Raw genomic sequence first — 25,927 nt, forward strand, 5'->3', positions numbered from 1 at the left:
CCGGCCGGCCGGCAGCGTAACCGCGGCGACCGCCGCGGCGAAGTCCTCCGGATACGCAATCTTCCGGAGGACACGCGACATGCCGACCCGCCCCCATGCCCGTCGTAGCGGTACGCTGCCGCGGCTTCTCGCGGCCTTCGTCATGCTGGCAGGCTTTGCCATGCCGGCCGCGGCGCAGGATGCCGGGCTGGTCACCCGCGCCAGCGCCCATGCGCCGCGCGTGACGCTCGACCGCTTCGCCGCCGCCGTGCGGGAAGCGGGTTGGGTCGTCTTCACCGAGGTGGACCATGCCGCGGCGGCGCAGGCCGTCGGCATGACGCTGCGGCCGCGCACCGTGGTGCTGTTCGGCAATCCGCGCGCCGGCACGCCGGGCATGGCGGCGAACCCGACGCTCGCGATCGACCTGCCGATGCGCGTGCTGGTCTGGCAGGATGATGCCGGCGTCACGCAGGTCACCCGCAACACCGGGCAGGACCTGGCCATTCGGGTCTTCGCCCGGCATGGCGTGACCGTGCCGCCGCAGGGGCAGCTCGCGACCGACGCCTTCATCGACGGCCTGGTCCGCAAGGCGGCGGAATAGCGTGGCGGGCAGCCTCGCCCGGCCGGCGCCGCGCGCGCATCCGGCGGGGCTGGCGCTCGGGCTCGCCGGCCTGGTTACGCTGGCGGTGGCGGCGATGCGCCTCGAGGATCCTGCGCTGCTGCCGGTGCTGGCCGTCTCGGCCGCGCTCGGCGCCGCCTTCGTGCTGCTCGACTATGGCTTCACCGGCGGCTTTCGCGCCTTCCTGGAGGAGCGTGACGGCCGCGTGCTCGGCGCTGCCTTCGTGGTGCCGGCGGTGGCCGCGCTCGTCGTGCTGCCGGTCGGCGCGACGATGCCCGGCTATGGTCGATTCGTCGCCCCGGTCGGGCCGTCGCTGGTGGTGGGCGCCGCCGTTTTCGGCGTCGGCATGATGCTGGCCAATGGCTGCGGCTCGGGCGCGCTGGTGGCGGCGGGGCAGGGGGCGCGCCGGATGTTCGTGGCGCTGCCCTTCTTCTGCCTGGGCGGCGTGCTCGGCTCGCTGCTGCTGCCGGCGGCGCTGCGGTTGCCGGGGGTCGAGGTGGATCTCGCCGCGCCGTTCGGGCCCTGGACCGGGCTGCTGGCGGTGGAGGCGCTGCTCCTGGCCATGGCCCTGGCCGTGCTGCGGGGCGCGCGTCCGGCGCCGGCGAAGGTGCTGCCGGGTGTCGTGATCGGCCTGCTCGCGGCGCTGCTGTTCCTGGTTTCGGGCATGCCCTGGGGCATCACGATGGGGCTGACGCTCTGGGGCGCGAAGGCCGGGCAGGCGGTGGGCATCGACCTGACCGGCACTGAATTCTGGGCGGAGGGCTGGACCCGCGCCGCGCTGGACGGGCCCGTGCTGGCGATGCACGGCGTGCTCGGCGATGCCGGCATCGTCGCGGGCGCGCTGGCGGCGGCGGCGGCGACCGGGCGGCTCCGGCACATGGCGCCGATCGGCTGGCGCGGCGCGCTCGGCGGCGCGCTGGGCGGGCTGCTCATGGGCGTCGGCGCGCGGCTGTCCTTCGGCTGCAACGTGGGCGCCTTCCTGGGCGGGGCGTCCTCCGGCAGCCTGCACGGCTTCGCGTGGATTCTTGCCGTACTGCCCGGATGCTGGCTCGGCCTCAGGCTGCGGCCGGCCTTCGCGCTACCGGCCAGGCCAGGCTGACCGGCGTGATCGGCATGCCGCGGCGCGCGCGCTCCGCCGGCGGTAGCACGTCGCAGGACGGCCAGATGCCGGTGCGCAGCGCCGTCGTATAGCCCTCGGGCAGGCCCGCGGCGCGCATCGCCGCCGCCGCGCCGGCATGGTCGTAGTCCAGCGGCACGATCTCGATGCCGAGGCCGCCTGCGTCCGGCGTCAGGACCGCGAACCAGCCGCGCGGCGTGCCGTCGTCGGCCGGCATGCCGATGGCGCCGGCGTTGAGCCACAGCGCGGGCCCGATGCCGCGCGCGAAGGGAATGCCGCAATGCCCCGCGATAACGCCGTCGCAGCCGGTGGCCGCGATCTCGGCCGCCAGCACGGCGTCGGGCGAGGAGGCGAACAGGAAGCGGCTGACATCCCCGGCCCCGCCATGGATCACCGCCAGCCGCCGGCCATCCGGCAGCGCCACTGCCATGCGGCGCGGCCGGGCGGCCATCCAGTCGCGCTGCGCCGCCGTCACCTGGCGCGCCGCATGGGCGTACCAGGCGCGGGAGAGCAGGTCGCAGGCGGTGCCGTCCTCGAAGCCGCAGCCGCAATCAACGGCGCCGGCGGCCAGGTTCTCCTCGCAATTTCCCAGCAGGACATGGATGCCGCTCGCCATGACCAGGTCGCAGCAGGCCGCGGCGTCCGCGCCATAGGCCACGACATCGCCGGTACAGATCACGCGCGCGGGCGGGATGGCGCGGCGCGCCGCCTCGGCCAGCAGCGCGCGGGTCGCCTGCAGGTTGGAATAGGGGCCGCCGAACACCAGCAGCGGCTCGTCGGCGGGGATCACGAGGGGGTCAGGCATCCATCCTCCAGGCGCAGCACGCGGTCGGCGAAGCGGGCGGCAAGGCCAGGCTGGTGCAGGGAGACAAGGATGGGCAATCCCTGCGCCAGCGCCAGGTCCCGCAGCAGGCCGAGCACGCCCTCGGCGGTGGCGGGGTCGAGGCTGGCCACGGGCTCGTCCGCCAGCAGCACCGGGGCACGCTGCACGAGCGCGCGCGCGATCGCCACGCGCTGCCGCTGCCCGCCCGAGAGCCGGTCGGCGCGGCGTGCCTCGAGTCCATCCAGCCCGACCGCCGCCAGCGCTTCGTCCGCCGCCGCGACCTCGGCCCGCGGCCAGAGGCGCAGCGCCGCACGCCAGAATCCCATCCGCGCCAGCGCGCCGACCAGCACGTTCTCGCGCGCGGTCAGGCGGCCTGCCAGCGCATGCTGCTGGAACACCAGCGCCGGGCGGCCGCCGGCCAGCACCGCGCCCTCGGCCGGCAGCAGCCCGGCGATCGCGCGCAGCAGTGTCGTCTTGCCCGCGCCGGAGGGGCCCTCCAGCGCCACCACCTCCCCCGGCGCGACATCGAGCGAGACGTCGCGCAGCACCGCCCGCCCGCCCAGCGCGACGCTGAGCCCCTGCACCACGAGCCCCGGGCGCGACTGCAGCATCACAGGAGCCGCCGCCTGAGGGCGGCCGAGAGGCGGTCCGCCGCCAGGGTGAGCGCGACGATGACGATGAGGATCGCGATGACGCGGTTGAAATCCAGCAGGTCCACCGCGTTCTTGAGCTCCTGCCCGATCCCGCCGGCGCCGACCAGGCCGAGCACGGTCGAGGCACGGATGTTGAATTCCCACACATACAGCATCGCCGAGGCCGTCTGCGGCAGTGTCTCCGGCACCAGCACCACGGCCGCGGCCTGCGCGCGGCCGGCGCCGGCGGACCGCGCGGCCTCCATCGGCGCAGGGTCGGCGGCCTCGAGCGCCTCGGACCACAATTTGCCGAGGCTGCCGGCCGAATGCAGCGCGACACCCAGCATCCCCGCGAAGGGGCCGAGCCCGACCGCGGCCACGAAGATCAGCGCGAAGACGAAGCCGTCGATGCCGCGCAGCGCATCGAGCAGCGCGCGCACCGGATGGTACATCGCGGGCCATGGTGCCGAGGGCCGTGCGGCGAGCAACGTCAGCGGCAGCGCCAGCACCGCCGCGACGGTCGTGCCGAGCGTCGCCAGCGCCACCGTCTCGGCCGCGCGCCGCGCGATGTCGCCGAAGCCCGAGAAATCCGGCGGGAATCCGCCCGCGATCCAGCCCGCCAGCCGCGGCAGGCCCGCCCAGAGCCGGCCGAGGTCGGGTTCCACCAGCCAGACGCAGGCGGCCTGGATGGCAAGGAATCCGCCGATCCAGGCGGCACGCCGCATCAGGACCGCGCGATGCGGCCGAGCGCGCGGCCGGCCGCCTCGATCGGCGCGTAGGTCTGCTCCGTCGCGGGCACCCAGCCGGTGTAGTTCGGCGGCAGGTGATCGGCCGTGGTCGCGAGCGCGGCGGCGCGCAGCGCATCGCGCGTCGGCGCGTCGAGGTCGGCGCGCACGGCCAGCGCGTCGTTCGGCAGCGGGTCGCTGCGCCAGACCACGCGCAGCTGGTCGGCGCGCACGCGGCCCGACGCGATCATGGCATCGAGGTTGCGGTCGAAATCTGTCGCGAGATCCACCTGGCCCGAGGCGACCGAGATGACGTTGGCCGCGTGGCTCGCGCCGTCGCGGTAGCGGAAGAAGGTCCGCGGGTCGATGCCGCGGCCCTGGAACCAGTGGTGCGGTATGAGCCAGCCGCTTGTCGAGCCCGCATCGGCGAAGGAGATCGAAAGGCCGCGCGCATCCTCGGGGAAGCGGGCGATGGGCAGGTCCGGCCTGGCGATGATGATGGCGTGGTAGGTCGGGCGGCCCTGGTAGAGCACGGTCGCGATCGCCTCCGCGCCGGCCCTGGCGCGCGCGAGCACGAAGCCCCAGGGCCCCATCCAGGCGCAATCCGCCTGGCCGGAGCCGAGCGCCACCGCGATTCCCGCCCAGTCGGTCGTCACCCGCAATTCGTAGGGCCGGCCGAGCGTCGCGGCCAGGCGCCCGAAGAAAGGCTCGAATGCGCGGCGCGTGTCGCCCGGCGTCGGCTGGAAGGGGCCGACGGCGAAGCGCAGCGGCGCGCCGGACTGCGCCCTTGCGGCCAGGGGCAGGGCGAGCGGGGCGGCGAGCAGCAGGCGGCGCGGAATGCGGGGCATGGCGGTCCTGTCAGGAGCGGGGCGTGGCGATGTCGTTCAGCGCCCAGTCGTAGGCGTGGTCGGCGATGCCGCCGGCGGCGGCGAGCCGGGCGGCCAGCGGCGGCGCGGCGTGGCGGCGCAGGTGCGCGATCACGCCGGCATCGGTGCCGCCGAAATCCTCGCGGAACCAATGGTAGATCGACGACACCACGAGCCGCCCGTCCGACCGCACCGCGACCCCGCGCGGGTGGTTCACGAAGGCGCGCGCGGCGTCGTCGAGGTCGGCCTCCAGCGTCGCGGCCCGGAACGCGCGCGGGCGCAGATTCGGGCAGCCGATCGAGGCGCAGTTGACCGCGTAGTGCACGCGCGGGTCGCGGAAGGTCGGGCGCATGGTCTCGTGCTCGATGTCGTCCAGCGACATGCGCCGCCCTTCCACCGTGACAAGGCGCGTCCGCCACGGCCCGTTGAACTGCCGTGGGTCGAAGGGCACGCCAGTCGAGCGGATGTCGCGGATGGAGCGCACCGGATAACGGTCGAGCACGACGCTCAGCGTCAGCGCGTTGTAGAGATTGGCCCAGAAGGCGAAGGCCTCCGCGCGCGGCATCGCGGACGGGCGGCGGGCCGCCGCGGCCTCGATCCAGGCGGCGAGCGACGCCATGTCGGCGGCATTCGCCTTCCAGCGCGCGTAGTCGACCCGCGCGACACCATCGGCCGGCAGGCTGACGTAGCGGCCCAGCAGCGCGTCGAGCGCGGGATCCGCCGCCATGGCGGGCGCCGCGGCATGCAGGGCCGGCAGCGCCAGGCCGGACAGGATCAGGACGCTGCGGCGCCCCTGCTTCGGCGCGGTCCCGGCCGACCGTTCGGAGGAGATCATGGCGAAGGCATTCCCGGTCGTTCGGACGCTTCTTCGATGCGCGGGCCCGAGCGGTTACGCGCGTGCCGGCGTTGTTTTCTGGAGCGATCGGTCCATAATTAGAAAGCGCCTGTCGTGGCGCCGACCGGGAGACGACCATGATCCACCGCCTTGCCCGCGCCGCGCTGCTGGCTGCCGCCGCGCTGATCGCCGCCCCCGCCGGCGCGCAGCCCATCCCGCCCGAGCGCATCCTGCGCATGGTGCCGAACGCCGACCTGCAGACGCTCGACCCGATCAACACCACGGCCGGCGTCGTGCAGTCGCACGCCCACATGATCTACGATCAGCTGTTCGGCCGCGACGAGCAACAGCGCCCGCAGCCGCAGATGGTCGGCGCCTACCGGGTCTCGGACGATGCGCTGACCTGGACCTTCACGCTGCGCGACGGGCTGAAGTTCCACGACGGCGCGCCGGTCACGGCGGCGGACGTGATCGCCTCGCTCCGCCGCTGGGGCGCGCGCGACCCGCATGGCCGGCAGATCATGGCGATCACGACGGCGATGGAGCCCTCGGCCGATGGCAGGACCGTCACCTGGCGGCTCAGCCGGCCCTATGGGCTCATGCTGGTCGCGTTGTCGAAGCCCGCGGGCAACATGCCGGCGATCATGCCGGCGCGCGTGGCCGCGACCGACCCCTTCACCGCCATCACCGAGACCGTCGGATCCGGGCCGTTCATCTTCGTGCGCGACGAATGGGTGCCGGGGTCGCGCGTCGTCTACCGCCGCAACCCGGACTACGTACCGCGGAGCGAGCCGGCGTCCGGCACGGCCGGCGGCAAGGTCGCGCATGTCGACCGCGTCGAATGGCTCAACATTGCCAACGCGCAGACCGCGGTGCTGGCGCTGATCCAGGGCGAGCTCGACTATGTCGAGAGCCCGGGCGTGGACTTCCTGCCCATGCTGCAGCGGCGGGGCATGCGCATCATCCGCACCAACACGCTGGGCGCGCCGGGCATGATCCGGATGAACCACATCCACCCGCCCTTCAACGACGCCCGCGCGCGGGAAGCGCTGATGCTCCTGGTGAACCAGGAGGAGATCCTGCAGGCGATGTTCCCGGACCCGGCGCTCTATCAGGTCTGCCACGCCTTCTTCGTCTGCGGGTCGCCGCAGGAATCGAATGCGGGCGTTCCGGCCGACCTCGGCAGCCCGGCCGCGCGGGAACGCGCCCGCGCCCTGCTGCGCGAGAGCGGCTATGACGGCGCCCCGATCGTCATCATGGACCCGACTGACAATCCGTTCGTCCATGCGGCGACGCTGGTGCTGGCGCAGCAGATGCAGTCGGTCGGCTTCCGGACGGACGTGCAGGCGATGGACTTCGCGTCGATGGCCGGGCGGCGCGCCAACCGACGCCCGCCGGCGGAAGGCGGCTGGCATATCGGGCTCACCTTCTGGAACGGCCTCGGCGCGTCCGACCCCGTGGGCAACGTGCCGATGCAGGCGTCCTGCGAGCGCGCCTGGCCGGGCTGGCCGTGCGACGCCGCGCACCAGGCGCTGATCGATGCCTTCCCCTATGCCGCCAACGACGCGGAGCGGCGGCGCATCCTCGACGAGCTGCACGCGAGCGCCTATCGCCTCGTGCCCTATGTGCCCTACGGGCAATGGTACCTGCCCTCGGCCATCACGCCGCGCGTGTCGGGTGTGCTGGCCATGCCGGGCATCATCATCGCCTGGAACATCCGCAAGGCGGCGCGCTAGGGTCGGACCGGGCGAGTCGTAACGGGCGCGCCCGACCTGGCGAAACCGGAAGGACAAGGGCGCAACCGAACGGAGACGACCGCCATGACGCCGCGATGCCAAGGTCCGGACCAGGACCGTCCCAGGGCCACGGCGCCGGGCGGCCGCCGCGCCCTGCTGCTGGGCGGCGCCGCGGCCGCCGCAGCGCTCGCGGGCTGCGCGCCGGAGCCCATGACCAACCTCGCGTTGATCTACAACCCGGCGGCGCAGCACCACGGCATCGACCGCAACCCGATCATTGTCATCCCGGGCCTGCTCGGCAGCCGGCTGCGCGATCCCGCTTCTGGCCGGATCGTCTGGGGCGCGTTCGACGGCAACGCGGCGAACCCCGGAACGCCGGACGGCGCGCGGCTGGTGGCGCTGCCCTTCACCGACATGATGGCGACGCCGGGCGCCGCCGTGCAGCCCGATGGCGTGCTCGACCGCGTGCGCATCCGCGTCGCCGGCATCCCGATCGCGCTGCAGGCCTATGCCGAGATCATGGCGACGCTCGGCATCGGCGGCTACCGAGACGAGGCGCTGGGCCTCGGCGGAGCAGTCGACTACGGGCGGGACCACTTCACCTGCTTCCAGTTCGACTACGACTGGCGCCAGGACAACGTGGCGAATGCGCGCCGGCTGATGGCCTTCATGCGGGAGAAGCGTGCCTACGTGCAGGGCGAGTACGCGCGACGCTTCGGTGTGCGCGACGCCGACGTGAAGTTCGACGTCGTGGCGCATTCCATGGGCGGCCTGGTGGCGCGCTACGCCATGCTCTACGGCGATGCCGACCTGCCGGCCGATGGCACGCTGCCGCCGCTCACCTTCGCCGGCGCGCCGTTCATGGCGCGGCTGATCCAGATCGGGACGCCCAATGGCGGCTCGCTCGACGCCTTCCGCGTGCTGGTGGACGGGCGCGACTTCGGATCGCCGATCGTGCCGCGCTACAGCCCGGCGATCCTCGGCACCTTCCCGTCGCTCTATCAGTTGCTGCCGCGGCAGCGGGCGCGGGCGGTGGTGGTGGCGGGACAGCCGGGCACGGCGCCCGACCCGTACGATCCGGACCTGTGGCGGAGCATGGGCTGGGGCATCGCGAAGCGCGACAACGACGCGGACCTGGCCACGCTGATGCCTGGCGTCGCCTCGGCGGAGGAGCGGCGGCGTTTGGCGCTGGCACTGCAGGGGAGGCTGCTGCGCCGCGCCCGCGCCTTCTCCGCCGCGATGGACCGGCCGGTGACGCAGCCGCCCGGCACCGACCTGATGATCGTGGCCGGGGATGCGCTACCGACGGCGTCGCGGATCATCGCCAACCCCGAGACTGGCGCGATCGCGGAGGCACGGACCGACCCGGGCGACGGCCTGGTGCTGCGCGATTCCGCCCTGCTCGACTTTCGCCAGGGCCAGGAGGCTCGGACGCCCACGGTGCAGAGCCCGATGGGCTTCCACCGCACCCTTTTCCTGCCGCGCGAGCACCTCGAGATCACGCGCGACCCGACCTTCCGCAACAACATCCTGTTCTGGCTGCTGGAAGAACCGCGCGTCGCGCCCCGGAGGGCGTGACGCGCCGTCAGCCCGGCAGGCCGAGCACGTTCTTGCTCAGGATGTTGCGCTGGATCTCGTTCGACCCGCCGTAGATCGTGGCCGGTCGCGCCTGGATATAGAGGCCGGTCGGGTTGAGGTTGCGGTTACCTTCCATCGGCTCCAGCAGCCCGGCATTCTCGCCCGCGATCTCGAGCATCGTGTCGGTGATGCGCTGGAAGAGTTCCGTCTGGAAGATCTTGAGCATCGACACGTCGGGGCCGAGCGTCTCGCCGCGCCGGAGCTTTTCCACGAAGACACCGTAGAGCGACTTCAGATCCTCGAGGTCGAGGCGGAGCCGGCCGTAGGTCTCCTGGAAGGCTGCGTCCTCCCACACGCCCATGCGTTCGGCCAGTTGCCGCAGTCGCGCGAAGGCATAGGCCGACAGGCGCGGGGAGCCGAGGTAGATGCGTTCGAAGGACAGCAGCGCCTTCGCCATGTCCCAGCCGCGGTTCGGCGTGCCGACGAGGTTCTTTGCCGGCACCCGGACATTGTCGAAGAACACCTCGCAGAATTCGTCATGGTATTCGAGGTTGATGATCGGCTTCACCGTGATGCCGGGCGTCGCCATGTCCACCAGCAGGAACGATATGCCTTCCTGCTTCTTCGCCGCCTTGTCCGTTCGGACCAGCAGGAAGCACCAGTTCGCGTCGGAGGCGAGGGTGGTCCAGATCTTCTGGCCGTTCACCACGTAGTGGTCGCCGTCCAGCACGGCTTCGGTGCGGAGCGCGGCCAGGTCCGATCCGGCATTGGGTTCGGAATAGCCCTGGCACCAGATGTGCTCGCCGCTCAGGATCTTCGGCAGGAAGTATTCCTGCTGTTCGGCCGTGCCGTGGTTGATCAGCAGCGGCCCCACCATGACGATGCCGTGGTCGTTGGTGCGCGCGCAGCCGTGGCGCTCGATCTCCTCGGTGAAGATGATCTGCTTGGCGGGGCTGAGGCCGAGCCCGCCGAACTGCCGCGGCCAGCCGGGGCAGAGCCAGCCCTTCTCGGCCAGCATGAAGTACCAGGGCTTGTTCTCCTCCCAGTGCAGGCGCTTGGGCGGATTGCGGAGGTCGGGCGGGTAGTTCGCCTCGATCCAGCGGCGCACATGCGTCCGGAAGGTCTCGTCGTCGAGCAGGTTCAGGTCCTGCGGCTCGTTCGGCGTGATCGCGACCATCTCGTTCAGCCTCCGGCGAAGTTCGGCTTGCGCTTTTCCAGGAAGGCGGCCCGGCCTTCCTGGAAGTCGGGCGTGGTGAACAGCAGGCCCTGGAAGGTCTGCTCGTCGGCCAGCGCCTCGTCGAGGCCCTCGGCCAGGATCTTCTTCGTCAGCGCGATCGGGCCGGCGGCCTCGGCTGCGAGGAAGCGCGCCTTCTCGAGCGCCATCTCCAGCGCCTTGCCCGGTGGCGCCACGAAATCCACAAGGCCTATGCGCTCGCCTTCCGGTGCGTTCGTCACCTCATGGTAGAAAAGGATGCGCCGCGCCCGCCCGACACCGACCCGCCGCGGCAGGAAGAAGGGCAGTCCCATGTCGGACATCAGGCCGATCTTGTGGAAGCCCGCCACGAAGCGGGCGTCCTCGGCGGCCACGATGGTGTCGCAGGCGCAGGCGACCGCCATGCCGGCGCCGGCCGCCCAGCCCTCCACCGCGGCGACCAGGGGTTTGCCCCCCTTCGCCATCAGCCGAACGAGGCGGTGCGTACGGCGCATCCGGTCCCGGCCGTCGAGCGCGCTGCCGACATTCATGTTGGAGATGTCGCCGCCTGCGCAGAAGGTCCCGCCCGCGCCGGTGACGACGATGGCGCGCACCGCGCGGTCGTCCTGCGCGCGTTCCAGCGCATCCTCCATCGCCTGGCGCACGCCGGGGCCGATCGCGTTCTTCCGCGAAGGGTAGTCGATGGTCAGGATCAGGACGGCGCCGTCCATCTCCTCCCGCACGCGGGCCGCGTCGCTCATTCCACGTCCTCCGGGGCCAGGGCCATGAAGCGCCGCCTGTGCAGCGTCGCCGAGCCGTACTGGTTCGCGATCACCATGCCGCGGCGGAGATAGAGGCCGACATCGTATTCGTCCGTATAGCCGATGCCGCCATGAAGCTGGATGCATTGCCGCAGCACCAGCATCCCCGATTCCGCCGCGCGGTGCTTGGCCTTCGAGACCGCCGCGCGCCGCGCCGCGCCGGTCGCGCCGGCATCGAGCGCGGCCGCCGCCGCCTCCACCGCCGCGCGCGTCAGCGCGAGATGGATCTTCAGGTCCGCCGCGCGATGCTGCAGCGACTGGAAGGTGCCGATGATCCGCCCGAACTGCTGGCGCGTCCGCAGATAGCCCAGCGTCAGGTCGAAGGCGCGCTCCATCAGGCCGAGCATGGCGCCGGAGGTCGTCAGCGCCGCCTCGTCGAGCGCCAGGTCGAGCAGCGCGCCGACATCGTCCGCGACGCGCTCGGCGACCGCGAGCGAGGGGCGGAGCGTGCCGACATGCCCGCCATCCATCGTCTTCTCGAGCGTGACGTCCGCCCCCGCGGCGGGCAGCGCGAGCAACGCAATGCGGTCGGCCTCCCGCACCGGCAGGAGGAAGGTGTCCGCGCCGCCCGCCATGGGGACGAAGACGCGCGGCGCATCGTCTGTGCCGTGGGCCTCGAGCGTGTCGGGGCGTTCCTGCCACGCGGTGAGAACGACCCGTTGGCCGGCAAGCAGCGTCTGCGCCAGCGCCGTGTCCTCGGCCGCCGCCAGCAGGCGGGCCGAGAGCATCGCTGGGATCAGCGGCTCGGGCGCCAGGCCGCCGCCGATCTCCTCGGCCAGCGCCACGGCCTCCGCCATGCCGAGGCCGGAGCCGCCGGCTTCCTCGGGCACCGCGAGGCCGATCCAACCGAGCTCGCCCATCTCGTGGAAGACGGCGCGGTCGAAGCCGGGGGCCTGGAAGCGGAGCGCGCGCACGCGCTTCGTGTCGCCGCCGCGCGGCGCGACCGCGCCGGCGCTGTCGCGGATCATGCGGATGGATTCGGTCCGGTCGTCGGCTGCCTGGCTCATCGTTTCCTCAAGGAAGGCCGGGGGGGGGGAACCTCCCCCGAACCCCCTCCCTTTTCTGTCCGGGCGCCTCGCCTGCGGCGAGCCGCGAAAATCCCCAAAGAAGGAGGGGGGATCGGGGGGAGTTCCCTCCCCCCGACCTTAATCACTGCGTGTGCAGGGTCGCGCCGCTGGCCGCCTGCGCCTGCTCCAGCGTCACCCCCGGCGCCAGGTCCACCACCACGAACCCCTTGTCGGGCACCACCTCGAACACGCCGAGATTGGTGTAGACGCGCTTGACCGCGCGCGGCGTGGTCAGCGGATAGCCGCAGCGCTCCACGAGCTTCGGCCGTCCGTCCTTGGTGGTGTGCTCCATGATCACCCAGAGCCGCTTCGCGCCGGCGCCGAGGTCCATCGCGCCGCCCACCGCCGGCGCCGTGTCGTTCTCGCTCGTCGCCCAGTTCGCGATATCGCCGTTCTCCGCCACCTCGAAGGCGCCGAGCACACAGAGGTCGATATGCCCGCCGCGGATCATCGCGAAGCTGTCGGCGTGATGGCAGTAGGACCCGCCGGGGCGCAGCGTGACCGCCTGCTTGCCGGCGTTCACCAGCCAGGGGTCCACCTTGTCGGGCGCCGGCGCGGGGCCCATGCCGAGGATGCCGTTCTCGGAATGCAGGATCACCTCGCGGTCGAGCGGCACGAAATCGCCCACCATGGTCGGGATGCCGATGCCGAGGTTGACGTACCAGCCCTCGGGGATGTCCTGCGCCAGGCGGGCGGCCATGGCCTTGCGGTCGAAGCCCTGCATCTCTCTCTCCCTTCGTTTCGACCATTCGATCCACGCCTCCGGGTGCTCAGGCCTGCGGCCCTGCGCCCTGCGGCGATCGGATGGATCATGCCCAGGCCGGTCCGCGATCCACGCGGACCACGCGCTTCACGAAGATGCCCGGCGTGTGCACGTTCTCGGGCACGATCTCGCCGAGGTCCCGGATGTGCATCGCCTGCGCGATGGTGAGGTCGGCGGCCATCGCCATCACCGGGTTGAAGTTCCGCCCGGAGGAACGATAGGTCAGGTTACCCCATCGGTCGGCCTCCCAGGCCTCGACCAGCGCGACGTCGCCCTTGAGCGCATGCTCCATGACGTAGGTGCGCCCGCCGAACTCGCGGTGCTCCTTGCCGTTGGCCAGGATGGTGCCGACCGAGGTGGCGGTGAAGAAGGCCGGCACGCCGGCGCCGGCGGCGCGCATGCGTTCGGCCATGGTCCCCTGCGGCACGATCTCGAGTTCGATCTTCCCGGCGCGGTACAGGTCCTCGAACACCACCGAGCCCGCGCTGCGCGGGAAGGAGCAGATGATCTTCCGCACCCGGCCGAGTTCCATGAGCTTCGCGAGCCCGACGCGCCCGGTGCCGGCATTGTTCGCGACGCAGGTGAGGTCCGTCGCCCCCTGCTCGATCAGCGCCTCGATCAGCGCGTCCGGCTGGCCGACGGCGCCGAAGCCGCCGATCAGCACGGTCGAGCCGTCCTTGATGCCGTCCATGGCGTCGGCGAGGGATTGAACGATCTTGTTGATCACGTGTCCTGCTTCCTCACGGGTGCCTGAAGAGCCCGTTGCTCACCACCACCTTGTCGCGCTCCACCACGCGGGCGCGGAACGCTGCGCCGCCCTCCTCGTGCCAGATCTCCGTGCGGATCGTCTCGCCCGGGAAGACGGGGGAGGAGAAGCGCAGGTCCATCCGCCCGAAGCGCGCGGGATCGTAGCCGCAGAGTGCCTTCATCAGCGCATGGCACACCACCCCGAAGGTGCAAAGGCCATGCAGGATCGGGCGCGGGAAGCCCGCCTTGGCGGCGACCTCCGGGTCGATGTGCAGCGGGTTGTGGTCGCCGTTCAGGCGGTAGACCAGCGCCTGTTCGGGGCGCGTCGGCAGGTCGAGGGTGACGTCCGGCGCGTGCTCCGGCTCGGGATGCGGCTTCTTCACGGGGCCGGACGGCCCGCCGAAGCCGCCATCGCCGCGCGCGAAGGTGGTGCCTTCCAGCGTCGCCAGCTTCTCGCCCGTCTTCGCATCCAGCACCACGCGCTCGTTGTAGAGCAGCGCGCCCTTGCCGGCGCCGCGGTCGACGATGGATCTGATGCGCGACTTGCCGATGATCTCGCCCTCGGCCGGCAGGGGCCTGTGCAGGATGATCGACTGTTCGCCGTGCAGCACCTGCGTCCAGTCGACGCCGGTATCCGGGTTGCGCAGCCAGAAGCCGGGATATCCGAGCACCACGGCCATGGACGGCATTGCCTTGAGCCGCGGCTCGTAGAGGAAGTCGAGCTGCGCCTGGTCCATCGGGTCCTGCCCGAGGCCGACCGAGAAATTGTACAGCGCCGTGTCCTGCCAGCGGATCGCCTGGCGGATTTCCGGGATCGGGTAGTTCAGCAAATGCTGGTAGTCGATCGGCATCAGCGGGTTTCCTCGACCTCGATCACGGCATCCGCCGCGAAGGCGCCCTGGCCCTCGGGCAGCACCAGCAGCGGGTTTACGTCGACCGATACCAGGCGGTCCCCCGCACCGGCGGCGAATCGCGACAGCGCGGCGAGCGCACCCGCCAGCGCCGCGACATCCGCCTTCGGCCGCCCGCGGGCGCCGTCCAGCAGCGGAAAGCCCTTGAGGCTGCGGATCATCCGCTCCGCCTCCTCGTAGCCGAAGGGGCAGCGGCGGAAGGCCACGTCCTTCAGGATCTCGATGAAGACGCCGCCGAGGCCGACCATCGCGACCGGCCCGAAGACCGGGTCGCGGATGACGCCGAGCGCCATCTCGACCGCGCCCTTGATCTGCTTCGCGACCAGCACGCCCTCGATCCGCGCGCCAGGGGCGCGGTCCGCGGCACGCGCGAGCAACGTCGCATGCGCCGCGCGCACCGCGTCGGCGTCGGCCAGGTCGAGGATGACGCCGCCGATCTCGCTCTTGTGCAGGATGTCGGGCGACAGGATCTTCGCCACCACCGGATAGCCGAAGGCCTCGGCCGCCGCGACAGCTTCCGCGGCCGAGGCGCAGGCGCGTTCCGGCACCGCGGGCACGCCGGCGGTGGCCAGGATGCGCTTGCCCTCGGCCTCGGAGGGCGTCGATGCCGGCAGCGCCACCGCGCGCGCCACGATCTCCCCGCGATCGGCGCGCGCGAAGGCGTCGCCGAAGCGGCCCATGGCCTCGATCGCAGCAACGGCGCGCGTCGGGTCCTCGAACACCAGGTAGCCGTCCTCCTCGTAGCCCTTGATCTTGTCCGCGGAGGCGATGGCCGAGAGCACCCAGAGCCGATCGGGGAAATTCTCCCGCGCCTGCTTGAGATAGGGTCGCAGCTTCGGCGCCATGGTGGTCGAGCCGCCGGTCTGGGTCAGGAAAACCAGCATGGAGGCATAGCCGCCGGCCTCGGCCGTGGTTTCCAGGAATTGCGGGAACAACTCGGTCTGGTTCACCGCCTGCGCGGTGCAATCCACCGGGTTGCGCGGCGCGCAGAAGGAGATCAGCGAGCGCAGATGCGCCTGCGCCTTGTCCGGCATCGGCGGCATCGGCACGCCCATCGCCTCCGCCGCGTCCGAGATCAGCACGCCCGCGCCGCCGCTGACCGTGATGACGCCCATGCTGTTGCGCACGGGATAGATGCGCTTCGTCGCGGCATAGGCGATGTCGAGCATCTGCTCGGTCGTGTTCGCGCGCACCACGCCATATTCGTCGAGCACGGCCTGCGTCACCGCATCGTCGCCGGCGATCGACGCGGTGTGCGACTTCGCCGCATGGCCGCCGAGCTCGCTCCGGCCGACCTTCATCAGCACCACCGGCTTGCGGTTGCGCCTGGCCAGATCGAGTGCCGCGGTGAAGCGGGCGCTCTCGCGGATCCCTTCCGCATAGGCGCAGATCACCTCGACCTCCGGCGCCTGCGCCATCCAGCCGATAGCCTCGCCGAGCGAGACATCGGCCTCGTTGCCCGTGGTGATACAAACCGGCGTGCCCATCCCCCGCTGGCGGGAGACGGCGAAGACATGCGTGCCATAGGCGCCGGACTGGGAGGCGATGCCGATGTTCCCCGGCAGCGGCCAGCCCTGTTCGAAGGACAGCGAGAACATCGGGTAGAAATGCACGGCGGCATTGAACAGGCCGAGGCAGTTCGGCCCCAGGATGCGCATCCCGTGCCGGCGCGCGGCCGCGACCATGCGGTCCTGCATCGCGGCGCCGGCCTCGTCCACCTCGGCGAAGCCGGCGGTGAAGACCACCGCGGCGCGGCAGCCCTTGGCGCCGAGGTCGTCCACCGCCTGCACCGCGGCTTCCCCCGGCACGGCCACGATCGCGACATCGGGCGCCTGCGACAGGGCGGCGACGGAGGCGAAGGCCGGCAGCCCCTGCACCGTCGCCCGGTTCGGGTTCACCGGCAGGATGGCGCCGGCGAAGCCCTGGCGCTGCATGTAGGCGATCGGCCGGCCGCCGATGCGCGTCGCATCGTCCGATGCGCCGATGACGGCCACCGAGCGCGGCCGCACCATGGCGTCGAGCGCGCCGAATCCCGAGGTCGGCAGCGATGGCAGCGATGGCAGCGATCGGCCGCCTTCGGCGGGCATGGGCGTTTCTCCGGCTTGAGCGGCCGCAGGGTGGCGCCCCGGGATCACGGCGGCAAGGGGGCGAGCCCTGCATCGCGGCCAGGGCAGGTGCCCGCCCACGAAAAAGGGCCGCGACCCTGCGGCCGCGGCCCCCCCTGTCTCGCCCGCCCGGCGTGGCGCCTCAGGCGCCGGGTGCGACGATCGTGCAGTCGCCGCGGGACCGCAGGCGGGAGCAGGCCTGTTCAGCGCCGCTGCGGGTCAGGCCGGTCACCCGCGCCCGATAGAGCGTCGTGCGCCCCTGCTGCACCGGCGTCACCGCCGTGCGGGATCCGAGCAGCGCGACCACGTCGCGCGCCTGGTTCGCCGAGGTGCGGGCCAGGTTCTGCGAGGCGAAGGCGCCAACCTGAACCGACCAGTCCGCGCGCCCGCCGGACGGCGCGCGGGCCACGGCCGGGCTGGCGGCGGCGGGACGCTGGGGCGGCGTCGCGAGCGGCCGCGGCAGGGTCCCTGCCTGGGCCGTGCCGACGATGCCGAGCCGGCCGAAGGGCGAGGCAGCTGCGGGGCGCCGCTCCGGCGGCGCCAGTGCGGCGGTGGCGACGCGGGCCGCGGCGGTCTCCTCTTCCTGCTGCTGGGCGCGCTCGATCTCCGACTGGCGGGCGGCCTCGGCGAGGGCGGCGCGCGCGCTTGGCGTCAGGGTCGGGTTCTCGATGCCGGTCATGTGCGCCGGCGTGGTGCCGCCCGCCGCCGGGGCTGGCACCATGGGCGCGAGGCTCGCGACCTGGATGCGCGGTGCGGCCGGCGGCGGCGGGGCCGAGGCCACCTGGACCGCGGCCGCCGCATGGCGCTGCTCGCGAAGCGCCAGCATGGTCGCGCCACCCATCGGGCGGGGGCCCGGCGGGACATTGAAGCCCATCTCGGCCGCGGCGTAGACCTCGGGCGCCGCGCGGCGGTTCGGCTGCGCGCTGGTGATGCGGGGCCCGATCCGGGCCACGTAGTTGCGCGTCTCGTTCGGCAGGCCACGTCCGCCCCAGAGGTATTCCTCGGTCCGCCGCGGGCCCGCGTTGTAGGCCGCGAGGAAGGCCGGATTGCCGTAGAGCTCGTACATCTCCCGCAGGTAGGCCGCGCCCGCCTGGATGCTGTCATACGGGTGATAGGGGTCGGAGCCGAGGTTGTAGCGTGCCTGCAGTTCCCGGTAGGTGCCGGGCATCACCTGCATCAGCCCCATGGCGCCGGCATGCGAGGTCGCGCCGGCCCTGCCGCCGCTCTCCTGGCGCATGACTTCGCGAATCCAGAGCTCGGGAATGTCGAAGCGGCGCGAGGCATCGCGAATCCAGGGGCCCCACGGGTCGCCCGGCGGTCCGGGCGGCGACGTGCTGTCGGGGCGGTTGTAATAGGGCCCGTTCGATGCGCTGCGCTGCCCGGTATCGGCGCAGGCCGACACCAGCGCCAGGAGTGCGACGGCCAAAACGGCCCTGGCACCGCCCTTGAAGGTTCCGGTCATTCCCCCTGATCCCCCTGCGGCCCCGCACCTGGCTCACCCTATTCCAAGGAGCGGCCGGATCCCCCCCGGCCCCTCCGGGCAAGCCCGCGTCGGGCATGAAACGCCAATCTATGAAACCTTGCGTAGGCCAGCGCCCCGGACCGGGTCAAGCATTCCGGCCTGCCAACAGGATGTGGTGGGCGGGACCCGCCCCGGGGTGCCAGTGATGGACGCAACGGCCATATTATGGTCATCGCGGGGCGGCATCGACGCGGCCCCGACCCGCTGACGCGTCCGATTCGGGAGTTTGTCGCCATGATCCAGCTTCGTCGCATCGCCCCGGCCACCGCCGTTCTCGTCCTCGCCCTGGGGCTCTCGGCCTGCGCGCCGGCCACGAACTCGACCGTGGACCGGAGCGTGCTCGGCGCCTCGGGCTATGTCTCCTCGGGCACCATCGTCGGCATGCGGCCGGTGGCGGTGCAGGGCACGCGCACGGGCATCGGCGCCGGCACCGGGGCGGTGGCGGGCGGCCTGGTCGGCAGCACGATCGGCGGCGACTGGCGCGCGCGCACCGTGGCCGGCGTGGTCGGCGCGCTGGCCGGCGGCATTGCCGGCGCCGCCGTCGAGGAAGGCGTCACGCGCGGCGACGCCATGGAATTCATCATCCGCGACGACGACGGCCAGACCCGCGCCGTGGTGCAGACCAACGAGCTCGGCCTGACGGTCGGCGAGCGCGTGCTGATCACGCAGACCGACCGCGTGCGACTCTCGCGCGCCGGTGGCGCGGCCCCGGTGGGCTACGGCGCGGGGCCCCGCGGCCCGATCGACGCGCGCGGCGGCAAGTAGCCGCGCTGCCCTTCCGGCTGGCGCCGGGGGCGTGTAGAAGCCCCCGCCCATGCTGCACGCTGCATCACCCGCCCGCGAATTCGATGCCGCCGCCCCGCGGCGGCGCGAACGCGCCCTTGAGGACCTCGCGGGCGGCTTCGCGCGGTGGCGCCTGGCCTGGGCGCTTGCGCGGAGCGACATCACGCACCGCTACCGCGGATCCGTCCTCGGCCCCTTCTGGCTGACCATCTCGACCGGCGTGATGCTGACGGCGCTCGGCGTGCTCTACGCCAAGCTGTTCCGCATGGACGTGACCGACTACCTGCCCTGGCTCGCCGTCAGCCTCATCATCTGGAACACGCTGTCGCAGTCGGTGACGGACGCGTCCGCGAGCCTCACGGGCGCGGAGGGGGTGATCCGGCAGATGCCGCTGCCCTTCACGGTCCATGCGCTGAGGGTCGTGTTCCGGAACGCGGTGGTGGCGGCGCACAACCTGCCGCTGATCGGCGTGGTGTTCGCGGTGTTCGGCGTGGCGCCGTCCTGGACCGCGGTGCTGGCCCTGCCCGGGCTGGTGCTGCTCTCGGTCGGGGTCTTCGCGGCCTCGATATTCCTCGGCATGGTCTGCGCCCGCTTCCGGGACATCCCGCCGATCGTGGGCTCGGTGATGCAGATCGCGTTTTTCGTCTCCCCGGTCATCTGGAAGCCGGAGATGGTCGGCCACTGGCAGCCCTGGCTGCCGATCAACCCCTTCTTCGCCGTGATGGAGACGGTGCGCGCCCCGCTGATGGGGGAGACCGGGGGGATCGTGGTCTGGCTGATGGCGGTGCTCTGGACCGGGGCGCTCTGTGGCCTGGCCTGGGTCTTCTTCGTCCGCTTCCGCGGGCGGATCGCCTTCTGGGTGTGACGCCATGGCGCTGATCGAGGCGGCGGGTCTCGCGATCGAGTTCCCGCTCTATCACCACAACGCGCGTTCGCTGAAGCAGCGCCTGCTCGCCTCATCCCCGCTCAGGCTGAAGCAGAACGAGGACAACCGGATCGTCGTGGCGGCGCTGCGCGACCTCTCCTTCACTATCGGCGACGGGGAGCGCGTGGCGCTCGTCGGACCCAACGGGGCCGGGAAGACGACCCTGCTGCGCACCGTGGCCGGCGTCTATGAGCCGGTCGCCGGGTCTCTGCGCATCGAGGGCGAGATCGGCTCGCTGATCGACCCGGCCGCCGGCATGGACCCGCTGCTGACGGGGCGCGAGAACGTCGTCCTGCGCTCCCTCTACCGCGGCATGACCGAGGCCGAGGGCCGCGCGCTCGCGGACGAGGTGGCCGGCTTCGTGGGCCTGGCGGAATTCTTCGATGTGCCGGTGCGCGGCTATTCCGCCGGCATGAACGTCCGGCTGTCCTTCGCCATGGCAACCGCGATGGCACCCGCCATCCTACTGATGGACGAATGGTTCCTCGCCGGCGATGCCGACTTCATGAAGCGCGCGGAGCAGCGCCTGGCGCGCCTGGTCACGGATGCCGAGATCCTACTGATCGCGACGCATGACATGGGCATCGTGCGCAAATGGTGCACGCGCGCCATCCGGCTCGAGGGCGGGCGCATCATCGCGGACGGCCCGGTGGCCGAGGTTCTGGGCCCCGAGGACGCGACCTAGGCCCTTTCCCGCCGGGCGGAACTGACACCCGCCCGCACCCGGTGGCCCGACGACCGAGCCCCGGATGGGCGACAGGGGTCAGGCCGGGCGGCGCAGCGCCACGTCGTAGAGCGCTTCGCCGTTCAGGCAGAGGTAAGCCAGGGCCCAGCCCTCGGCGACGGCGAATTCCGAGACCGCCTGGTGCACGCCGAAGATGCCGAAGCCCCGCCGCACGATCCGCGCGAAATCGTTGAACACGAGCAGGCCGCCCGGCTTCACCCGGCCCTTCGCGGCCGCGATGTCGGCCACCACCGCCTCGTAGCCATGGTCGGCATCGACGTAGATCCAGTCGAAATCCGCCGCGGGCGATGCGCCGAGGAAGGCCGTCGTCGTCGTCTCGTGGCGGCGCACGGCAGGGTGGTCCAGGACATCCTGGCGGCAGGCCGCGAAGCTGACATCGACCAGGTGCAACTCGTCCGGCGCCACGATGTCGAGGATGGCGCGCGCGAAGTCGCCCCTGAAGGTGCCGAGTTCGCAGACCCGGCCGCCCTTGGGCAGGCGGCGGAGCATCTCGACCCGGTCCGACATCAGCGCGCAGCCGTCCAGTTGCCCCTGCGGGATGGTCGGCGCGGACGGCGGCGGCGGCTGGAACGTGAGACGCACGAGGCGGCCGAGAGTCTTCAGCCCTTCCGGCATGGCGCGGCGCAGCGCCAGTTCGGCGCGATAGGCACGGGGTTCGGTCACGGGGCGACGCCGGGATGCGGGGGCGGGCTCATGGCGGGCGGACAGGCTTTCTCTCGGTCGTGATGCCGCCGGGGCGGCCTCCGTCCGCGCTTATGGCGCCTGCGCACCGCGGCGCCTAGAGAGAGCGATCGCGGGCCGCGCGGCGCCGCACCGCGCAGTGGAAGGGCCGGCGCCACCATGGTAGCCAATCGACGATGATCGGGAACATGACGGGCGGCGCCTCGAGGACGTCGGGAGCCGAGGCTGCGCCCCAGGACCCGGAGGCATTCCCCACGTCCGCCTGGTGGCCGCGGCACCTGGCCGAGAGCGCCTGGATCGAACATACGCCCTTCGCCGCCTGGCTTGTCGCAGCGATGGCGCCGCGCGTGCTGGTGGAACTCGGGACCCGATGCGGCGTCTCCTACATGGCCCTCTGCCAGGCGGCGCGACGCGTGTCGCCGACGCCGCGCTGCTTCGCGGTGGGCACCTGGCAGGGCGAGGAGGACGCCGACGCCGATCCGAATGCGGCCTTCGAGGCGATCTCGGCGCTGAACGCCCTGCGGCACGCCGACGTCTCGACGCTGCTGCGGATGCGCGGCGCGGAGGCGCTCGACCGCTTCGAAGACGGCTCGGTCGACCTCCTGCACATCGGCGGAGACTCCCGCGCGCATGAGGCCGTGGCCGAGGATTTCCGCGCCTGGTTGCCCAAGATGTCGCCCTGCGGCGTGGTCCTGCTCCATGAGACCGAGGGGCGCGCGGACGGGCGCGGCGCCGCACGGCTCTGGGCCGAGGTCTCCGCGCGCTGGCCGTCCTTCTCCTTCCTGCACGGGCAAGGGCTCGGCGTTCTGGCCATCGGTGAGGACCAGGCGCCCGGGATCCGCCGCGTCCTGTCCGCCGCCGGCGATCCGGCGCGTCGCGCCGCGTTGCGCGACCTTTTCGCCGGCCGTGGTGCGGCCGTGGCCGCGCAGGTCCACGCGATGGCCGAAGCCCCCGCCCCCCGCGGGCCGGATGGCATCCGCCCCGCAGACGCCGAACGGCGCCCGCGGCAGGAGGACCTGCTGGCCGGCGCCGGGCCGGGGTCGCGCATCATCGAGATCGGGCCGAGCCACGCGCCGATCGCGCCGCGCTCGGCCGGCTGGAGCACGACCGTGGTGGACCATGCCGACCGGCAGGGGCTCGTCGCCAAGTACCGTCGGGACGACAGCGTCGACACGTCGCGCATCGAGGATGTCGATCACGTCTGGACGGAGGGTCCGCTCGACGCGCTGTTCCCGGAGGAAACCCACGGCACCTACGACCTGCTGATCGCGAGCCACGTCATCGAGCACTTCCCCGACCCCGTCGGCGTGCTGCGCGCGGCCGAGCGGCTGCTGCGGCCCGATGGCGGGCTTGTCAGCCTCGCGGTGCCGGACAAGCGCTACTGCTTCGACTTCTTCCGGCCCCCGACGACCACGGGCAAGTTGCTCGCCGCCCACCGGGACGCGCGGGTCCGCCACCTGGCGGCCGACATCTTCGACCAGAATGCCAACCTTGCGGAACTCGATGGCGTCACGGGTTGGGGGTTCGTACCGTCCGGCGGGGCGCGCCCCCGAAGGACGCTGCGCGAGGCGCATCGGCGCTTCCTCGCCGCGCGCGAGGATAATGCGGCGCCCTACGCGGATTGCCACGCCTGGGTCTTCACGCCGGCCACCTTCGAACTCGCGATCCTCGAACTCGCCGAGATCGGCCTGATCGACTGGCGTGTCGAACGGCTCGCGCCGCAGCCCGGCGTCGAGTTCATCGTGCACCTGCGGCGCGGGCGCCGCGTCTTCGCGACCGAGGTCGCGTTCGAGGCGCATCGGCTGGCGCTGCTGGGCGATGCGATGCGGGACAGCCATGTGCAGACCTCGCGGTTCCTGGGCCTTGGCGACGGACAGCCGCAGCCTGAGCCTGCGCCGCCCCCTGAGCCTGAACCGCCGCCCGAGCCGCCGGATCCGCCCGCGGCACCGGCACCGCCACCTGCCGACCCGATCCGCGCGGTGCTGCGTTTCGTCGTTCCCCTGCCGTTGCGCGCCCGCATCGCGCGGATGCGCGGGCGCATCCGATGACCGGCGACACGGCGACGACCGCGCCGCCCGCTGCGGTGCAGCCGCCGCAGTCTCCCGGGCCGTCCGTGGCGGGCGGCCCCGATGCGCCGCTGCCGGTCCTGACCGACATCACCATGGCGCGCTCCGGCCTGTGGCGCCTGCTGCACGGGCTGCCGCCGTTCCGACTGCCGCGCTTCGAGCAGCGCGGCTTCAGGCTTCCACGACGTGCGACGCTGCGCCGCCCCTGGACGCTGGTGCCGGTGGTGATGGCGGTGCTCGCCGCATATGCGAGGTTCGCCGCGCGGACGATACGACTGCTGGCCGCCTTCCTGTCCCGGCTGGTCAGGCGGAGCGTCGTCTGGTCCGTCGAGGAGGTCCGCATCTCAATCCTTGACGCCTCGGACCGCCTCCGCCGGCCGCGCGAGCCGATCCTGCGCATGGAGGCCGGGGAGGATCCATGCACGGGCCACGCCTCCGTCGCGCTCTTCGTGCAGTTCAGCCCCGATGGCACGCTCAGCGCCATGGTACGCCGGCAGATCGAGACATACCGGCGCCTTGGCTTCGCGACCGTGGTCATCTCCAACAGCCCGACCTTCGCCGAGGATGCGTGGCAGGATGCGCGCCGGCTCGCCGCGCTGGTCGTGCACCGGCGCAACAAGGGCCTCGACTTCGGTGCGTGGAAGGACCTCATGCCGGTCGCGCTGCGCCGCTGGCCGACCGCCGAGGAGGTGCTCCTTGTCAACGACAGCGTGCTTGGACCGATCCGCCCGCTCGACCCGGTGTTCGCCGCGATGCGTCAGGCCGGCCCCGGCTTCTTCGGGCTTCTCGAGAGCGCGCAGGGCGGGCCGCACCTGCAGACCTGGTTCACGCTCGCGCGCGGCCCCAAGGCCATCGCCGACCTTGCCCTGTTCCTCCGGCGCCTCAGGCTCAGCCGGTCGAAATGGCGGATCATCCAGCGTGGGGAACTGCGCCTGGCCCGCCACATGCTGGGCGCGGGCAACCGCGTGGCGACCGTCTACGGCTATCGGCGGCTGGTGGACCTGGCGGTGGCGGACCCGGTGCAGCGCGCGTACCTCGATCGCGCCATCCCGTCCTGGGTGCGTGGCGTCGATGCCAGCGTCGCGCGCGCCCGCCTGCTGGCCCGGCCGGTCAATCCCGCGCACCATCTCTGGATGGCGCTGAGCGGGCCGTACGGTTGCCCCTACATCAAGACCGAACTGATCCGTCGCAATCCCGGCGGGATGCCCGCGGTGGACAGGTGGCCGGAGCTTGTGCCCGCGGCCTCGCCCTGCCCGCCGGAGATGCTGCGGGCGCATCTGGCCGGGCTCGGCCCCTGATGGCCGGCGGGCTCCCGCCGCCGCGGGCATGAGCGGTCATCCCAGGCCCCGGCGCGCGAGGAACCGGTCCACCGCCGCGCCGAGCCCCGGATCTTCCACATCCTCGTACGCATAGCGCGCGCGGACCACAGGCTTTGCGAGGCCGGGCAGGTGCGCGATGCCCGCCGGCGTTCCCGACACCACGACCTCCGCATCCGCCCCCGCGATGGTGGCGGCCAGCGCGCTGACCTGCGCTGCGTCGTAGCCCATCGCGGGCAGCACCGGGCCGAGATGTGGGAAGGCCGCGAAGACGGCGGCGATCGCGGGATGCGCCGAACGGCGCGGATCGACGATCTCCGACGCCCCGGCCGCGACCGCGGCGGCATGACCCGCCCCGGTCGCCATGCCGCCATGGGTCAGGGTCGGGCCGTCCTCCACCACCAGGACGCGGCGGCCGCGCACGGCGCCGGGGTCGTCGAGCGTGACGCGCGAGGCGCCGCGCAGGATCGCCGCCGCCGGGTTCAGCCGCCGCGCCGCCCCCTCGACGCGGGCGATGTCGGACTCCTGCGCCGCATTCGCCTTCGCCACCAGCACGATGTCCGCCATGCGCAGCACGGCCTCCCCGGGGTGATAGGCGCTCTCGTGCCCCGGGCGGAGCGGGTCCACCAGCGTGACGAGCAGGTCCGGGCGGAGAAAGGGGAAGTCGTTGTTGCCGCCGTCCCAGAGCAGGATGTCGGCCTCCGCCTCGGCCGCGGCCAGGATGCGGGCGTAGTCCACGCCCGCATGAACGACGCCGCCGGCGGCGATGTGGGGCTCGTATTCCTCGCGTTCCTCGAGCGTGCAGGCGGCGGCGTCGAGGTCGGCTGCGCTCGCGAAGCGCTGCACCGCCTGGCGCGCCAGGTCGCCATAGGGCATCGGGTGGCGGAGCACGCCCACGCGCAGGCCGCGCGCACGCAGCCGCGCCGCGATCCAGCGCGTGACCTGCGACTTGCCGCAGCCCGTCCGCACCGCGCAGACCGCGATGACGGGTCGCGCCGCGCGCAGCATCGTCGCATCCGGCCCGGGCAGGACGAAATCCGCGCCGCCCGCCAGCGCGACGGAGCCCAGATGCATCACGTGTTCATGCGTCACGTCGCTGTAGGCGAAGACGACCTCCTGCACCGCGCGCCCGTGCAGCAGGCGCGGCAATGCCTCCTCCGGCTCGATCGGGATGCCGGCGGGATAGAGCGGCCCGGCGAGCGCGGCCGGATAGGCCCGCCCCGCAATGTTCGGGATCTGCGCGGCGGTGAAGGCCACGACCTCGCGCGTCGCATCGTCGCGGAACATCGTGTTGAAGACGTGGAAATCGCGCCCGGCGGCGCCGAGGATGACGACGCGGCGGCGGCCGCCCTTCGCTGCCTGTCCGGTCATGG

Annotated in this window: 24 protein-coding genes; 9 read left to right on the forward strand and 15 right to left on the reverse strand. The window is 72.5% G+C overall.

Annotation, left to right across the window (positions count from 1 at the left end):
* Positions 1-79 precede the first annotated feature (79 nt).
* Both E8M80_RS18695 and E8M80_RS18700 read left to right on the forward strand, forming a co-directional pair.
* Positions 80-580 (forward strand): DUF302 domain-containing protein, encoded by a 501-nt coding sequence (locus tag E8M80_RS18695; protein ID WP_137127240.1) that lies wholly within the window; start codon positions 80-82, stop codon positions 578-580.
* Position 581: 1 nt separating this feature from the next.
* Positions 582-1,697 (forward strand): YeeE/YedE thiosulfate transporter family protein, encoded by a 1,116-nt coding sequence (locus E8M80_RS18700; protein ID WP_137127241.1) that lies wholly within the window; start codon positions 582-584, stop codon positions 1,695-1,697.
* On the opposite strand, the gene E8M80_RS18705 is transcribed toward E8M80_RS18700, so the two are convergent.
* Genes E8M80_RS18705 through E8M80_RS18725 form a run of 5 tightly spaced genes read right to left on the reverse strand, consistent with a single transcriptional unit; the run spans position 1,654 to position 5,596 of the window.
* Positions 1,654-2,520 (reverse strand): metallophosphoesterase, encoded by an 867-nt coding sequence (locus E8M80_RS18705; RefSeq protein ID WP_137127242.1) that lies wholly within the window; start codon positions 2,518-2,520, stop codon positions 1,654-1,656. The genes E8M80_RS18700 and E8M80_RS18705 overlap by 44 nt on opposite strands.
* Positions 2,502-3,149, reverse strand: a complete 648-nt coding sequence (locus E8M80_RS18710) for a phosphonate ABC transporter ATP-binding protein (protein ID WP_137127243.1) — start codon at positions 3,147-3,149, stop codon at positions 2,502-2,504. Before E8M80_RS18710 ends, E8M80_RS18705 begins: the two co-directional genes overlap by 19 nt.
* Complete coding sequence (gene phnE, locus E8M80_RS18715; RefSeq protein WP_137127244.1) at positions 3,149-3,895, reverse strand: phosphonate ABC transporter, permease protein PhnE; 747 nt, start codon at positions 3,893-3,895, stop codon at positions 3,149-3,151. Before phnE ends, E8M80_RS18710 begins: the two co-directional genes overlap by 1 nt.
* Entirely contained in the window at positions 3,895-4,743 is an 849-nt protein-coding gene (locus E8M80_RS18720) for a phosphate/phosphite/phosphonate ABC transporter substrate-binding protein (RefSeq protein ID WP_137127245.1), read from the reverse strand. The genes phnE and E8M80_RS18720 overlap by 1 nt, the downstream gene beginning before the upstream one ends.
* A gap of 10 nt (positions 4,744-4,753) precedes the next feature.
* The gene (locus E8M80_RS18725; protein WP_137127246.1) at positions 4,754-5,596 is read right to left on the reverse strand and encodes a DUF547 domain-containing protein; all 843 of its coding nucleotides are present in this window, start codon (positions 5,594-5,596) and stop codon (positions 4,754-4,756) included.
* Positions 5,597-5,733: 137 nt separating this feature from the next.
* Between E8M80_RS18725 and E8M80_RS18730 the strand changes: the two genes are divergently transcribed.
* Together E8M80_RS18730 and E8M80_RS18735 are read left to right on the forward strand one after the other, a co-directional pair.
* Positions 5,734-7,332: an ABC transporter substrate-binding protein gene (locus tag E8M80_RS18730; protein WP_137127247.1), complete on the forward strand. Its 1,599-nt coding sequence runs from the start codon at positions 5,734-5,736 to the stop codon at positions 7,330-7,332.
* An 84-nt stretch (positions 7,333-7,416) separates the two neighbouring features.
* Complete coding sequence (locus E8M80_RS18735; protein WP_137127248.1) at positions 7,417-8,910, forward strand: triacylglycerol lipase; 1,494 nt, start codon at positions 7,417-7,419, stop codon at positions 8,908-8,910.
* 7 nt (positions 8,911-8,917) lie between these two features.
* Here E8M80_RS18735 and E8M80_RS18740 read toward each other — a convergent pair whose 3' ends face one another.
* From E8M80_RS18740 to E8M80_RS18775, 8 genes are all read right to left on the reverse strand, one after another.
* Positions 8,918-10,087 carry an acyl-CoA dehydrogenase family protein gene (locus tag E8M80_RS18740; protein WP_137127249.1) on the reverse strand — a complete coding sequence of 390 codons (1,170 nt, stop codon included), beginning with the start codon at positions 10,085-10,087 and terminating at the stop codon, positions 8,918-8,920.
* Positions 10,088-10,092: 5 nt separating this feature from the next.
* Complete coding sequence (locus tag E8M80_RS18745; RefSeq protein ID WP_137127250.1) at positions 10,093-10,863, reverse strand: enoyl-CoA hydratase/isomerase family protein; 771 nt, start codon at positions 10,861-10,863, stop codon at positions 10,093-10,095.
* Positions 10,860-11,930, reverse strand: a complete 1,071-nt coding sequence (locus E8M80_RS18750; protein ID WP_137127251.1) for an acyl-CoA dehydrogenase family protein — start codon at positions 11,928-11,930, stop codon at positions 10,860-10,862. Before E8M80_RS18750 ends, E8M80_RS18745 begins: the two co-directional genes overlap by 4 nt.
* 142 nt (positions 11,931-12,072) lie before the next feature.
* Positions 12,073-12,714 carry a 3-oxoacid CoA-transferase subunit B gene (locus E8M80_RS18755; protein WP_206035671.1) on the reverse strand — a complete coding sequence of 214 codons (642 nt, stop codon included), beginning with the start codon at positions 12,712-12,714 and terminating at the stop codon, positions 12,073-12,075.
* An 85-nt stretch (positions 12,715-12,799) separates the two neighbouring features.
* Positions 12,800-13,480 (reverse strand): 3-oxoacid CoA-transferase subunit A, encoded by a 681-nt coding sequence (locus E8M80_RS18760; protein ID WP_137127252.1) that lies wholly within the window; start codon positions 13,478-13,480, stop codon positions 12,800-12,802.
* A gap of 13 nt (positions 13,481-13,493) precedes the next feature.
* Entirely contained in the window at positions 13,494-14,351 is an 858-nt protein-coding gene (locus E8M80_RS18765) for a MaoC family dehydratase (protein WP_137127253.1), read from the reverse strand.
* The gene (locus E8M80_RS18770; RefSeq protein ID WP_206035672.1) at positions 14,351-16,498 is read right to left on the reverse strand and encodes an acetate--CoA ligase family protein; all 2,148 of its coding nucleotides are present in this window, start codon (positions 16,496-16,498) and stop codon (positions 14,351-14,353) included. Before E8M80_RS18770 ends, E8M80_RS18765 begins: the two co-directional genes overlap by 1 nt.
* Positions 16,499-16,658: 160 nt before the next feature.
* Positions 16,659-17,978: a lytic transglycosylase domain-containing protein gene (locus E8M80_RS18775; RefSeq protein WP_137127254.1), complete on the reverse strand. Its 1,320-nt coding sequence runs from the start codon at positions 17,976-17,978 to the stop codon at positions 16,659-16,661.
* A gap of 294 nt (positions 17,979-18,272) precedes the next feature.
* Here E8M80_RS18775 and E8M80_RS18780 point away from each other — a divergent pair, with 294 nt between their 5' ends.
* From E8M80_RS18780 to E8M80_RS18790, 3 genes are read left to right on the forward strand one after another with little or no spacing between them, the layout of a single operon-like run.
* Positions 18,273-18,803 (forward strand): glycine zipper 2TM domain-containing protein, encoded by a 531-nt coding sequence (locus E8M80_RS18780; protein ID WP_137127255.1) that lies wholly within the window; start codon positions 18,273-18,275, stop codon positions 18,801-18,803.
* A gap of 49 nt (positions 18,804-18,852) precedes the next feature.
* Entirely contained in the window at positions 18,853-19,686 is an 834-nt protein-coding gene (locus E8M80_RS18785) for an ABC transporter permease (protein ID WP_137127256.1), read from the forward strand.
* A gap of 4 nt (positions 19,687-19,690) precedes the next feature.
* Positions 19,691-20,431: an ABC transporter ATP-binding protein gene (locus E8M80_RS18790; protein WP_137127257.1), complete on the forward strand. Its 741-nt coding sequence runs from the start codon at positions 19,691-19,693 to the stop codon at positions 20,429-20,431.
* Positions 20,432-20,509: 78 nt separating this feature from the next.
* On the opposite strand, the gene E8M80_RS18795 is transcribed toward E8M80_RS18790, so the two are convergent.
* A complete protein-coding gene (locus E8M80_RS18795) occupies positions 20,510-21,154 on the reverse strand; it encodes a class I SAM-dependent methyltransferase (protein ID WP_137127258.1) in 645 nt (214 codons plus the stop codon).
* A gap of 206 nt (positions 21,155-21,360) precedes the next feature.
* On the opposite strand from E8M80_RS18795, the gene E8M80_RS18800 reads away from it, so the two are divergent.
* On the forward strand, positions 21,361-23,220 hold the full coding sequence (locus tag E8M80_RS18800) for a class I SAM-dependent methyltransferase (RefSeq protein WP_170979499.1): 1,860 nt from the start codon (positions 21,361-21,363) through the stop codon (positions 23,218-23,220).
* Positions 23,217-24,536, forward strand: a complete 1,320-nt coding sequence (locus tag E8M80_RS18805; protein ID WP_137127260.1) for a rhamnan synthesis F family protein — start codon at positions 23,217-23,219, stop codon at positions 24,534-24,536. Before E8M80_RS18800 ends, E8M80_RS18805 begins: the two co-directional genes overlap by 4 nt.
* A 36-nt stretch (positions 24,537-24,572) precedes the next feature.
* Here E8M80_RS18805 and E8M80_RS18810 read toward each other — a convergent pair whose 3' ends face one another.
* Positions 24,573-25,925, reverse strand: coding sequence for a GTPase (locus E8M80_RS18810; RefSeq protein WP_170979500.1), 1,353 nt, complete (start codon positions 25,923-25,925; stop codon positions 24,573-24,575).
* Positions 25,926-25,927 lie beyond the last annotated feature (2 nt).

The sequence above is a fragment of the Roseomonas sp. HF4 genome (assembly GCF_005222755.1).
Taxonomy (GTDB): domain Bacteria; phylum Pseudomonadota; class Alphaproteobacteria; order Acetobacterales; family Acetobacteraceae; genus Neoroseomonas.